This window comes from Pseudothauera lacus, from assembly GCF_003034845.1.
GTDB classification, from domain to species: Bacteria; Pseudomonadota; Gammaproteobacteria; order Burkholderiales; family Rhodocyclaceae; genus Pseudothauera; species Pseudothauera lacus.
Map to the genome: position 1 here is coordinate 1 of NZ_PZKC01000034.1, position 1,585 is coordinate 1,585.

The following is a 1,585-nucleotide window of genomic DNA, read 5'->3' on the forward strand; positions in this document are numbered from 1 at the left end:
CATCTCGTTATACACATCTCTGAACCTTCGGCGCGCCCGCTGAAATAGTCGTTGACCTTCAACGACTTACAGGAAGTGCTTGTAAACCCTCCAACAAACGCGTCTACTCTTCCAATTTGGGTGACCGGTTGGCAACGAAGAGTTGGGTGGCGGAGGAGTTTTCGGGGATGGCGCTGGGCGACGAGCGGCTGAACAAGCGGGCGAAGGTGCTGATGGAACGGTTGTCGGCCAAGCCGACGGCAAGCATTCCGATGGCGTGTCGGGGCTGGGGCGAGACGATTGCCGCGTACCGTTTTTTGGGCAATGAGGAGGTCGACTGGCAGGCGATTCTGGCGCCGCATTGGGAGCGTACCCGCGAGCGCATGCGGGCCCATCGGGTGGTGCTGTGCTTGCAGGACACGACCGAGCTGGACTTTAACGGGCAGGGCATCGCGGGTCTGGGGCGGCTGAACTACGAGGCGCGCCGCGGCATGTACCTGCACCCGACCTATGCGGTGACGCCCGAGCGCGAGCCTTTGGGCGTGCTCGATGCGTGGATGTGGGCACGCGACGAGGCCGATGCGCCCGCCGAGCGCGCCAGCATCAAGGAGAGCGCGCGCTGGACCGAAGGCTACGAGCGGATGGCGGAGTTGGCCATGGTGATGGCGGACACCCGCCTGGTGTATGTTGCCGACCGCGAAGCGGATCTGATGGAAATGATGCTGCGCGCCCAGACGCTGGGCACGCCGGCCGACTGGCTGGTGCGGGCCAAGCACAACCGTTGCCTGCCCGAGGGCGCGAAGCTGTGGTCGCACACCTGCGCGGGCGAGCCGCTGGGCGAGATCGTGTTCACGATGGGCTCGCGCCACGGCCAGAAGGCGCGCGAGGTACGCCAGCAACTGTGGGCCCGCCGGGTCAGCCTGCCGGCGGGCAAGGCTGGCACGGTCTCGGTCACCTGCATCGTGGCACGCGAGATCGGCGCGCCGGCCGGCACCAAGGCCGTCGAGTGGCGGCTGCTCACCAATCGGGAGGCACCGACGGCGGCCGACGTGGTCGAGTTGATCGACTGGTATCGGGCGCGCTGGGAAATCGAGACTTTCTTTCACGTGGTCAAGAACGGCTGCCGGATCGAAGCCCTGCAACTGTCCGCCGTCGAGCGGCTGGAGCGCGCCTTGGCATTGTTCATGGTGGTCGCCTGGCGCATCGCGCATCTGATGCGCACCGGCCGAACCTGCCCCGAGCTGGACGCCACGCTCTTCTTCGACCCCGACGAGATCCGTGGCGCATATCTGCTCACGAAGAAGAAACCGCCCGAAACGCCGCCCACCATCAACGAAGTGCTGCGTCTGATCGCCACCCTGGGCGGTTTCCTGGCGCGCAAGGGCGACGGCGAGCCGGGCGTCAAGACCATCTGGCTGGGCTTGCAGCGCGTCATGGACGCCGCCGTCACCATACAGGCGCTACGCGATGAAGCGGCGTGAGTTGTGTATAAGGACATGCGTGTAAGCCCGGCCACCTGAGACGGTGGTGCGCCGGCCGGCGCCGCGGTGGCGCTCGGCCAGAATTTGCCGAACTCGGCCAAAAAGGACGCGTTCGAGGCGCAAAA

Annotated in this window: 1 protein-coding gene; it reads left to right on the top strand. The window is 65.9% G+C overall.

Translation table 11 applies throughout. The features are described 5' to 3' along the window. Window positions 1–116 precede the first annotated feature (116 nt). On the top strand, window positions 117–1,460 hold the full coding sequence (locus C8261_RS17055) for an IS4 family transposase (RefSeq protein WP_107494924.1): 1,344 nt from the start codon (window positions 117–119) through the stop codon (window positions 1,458–1,460). Window positions 1,461–1,585: the final 125 nt, after the last annotated feature.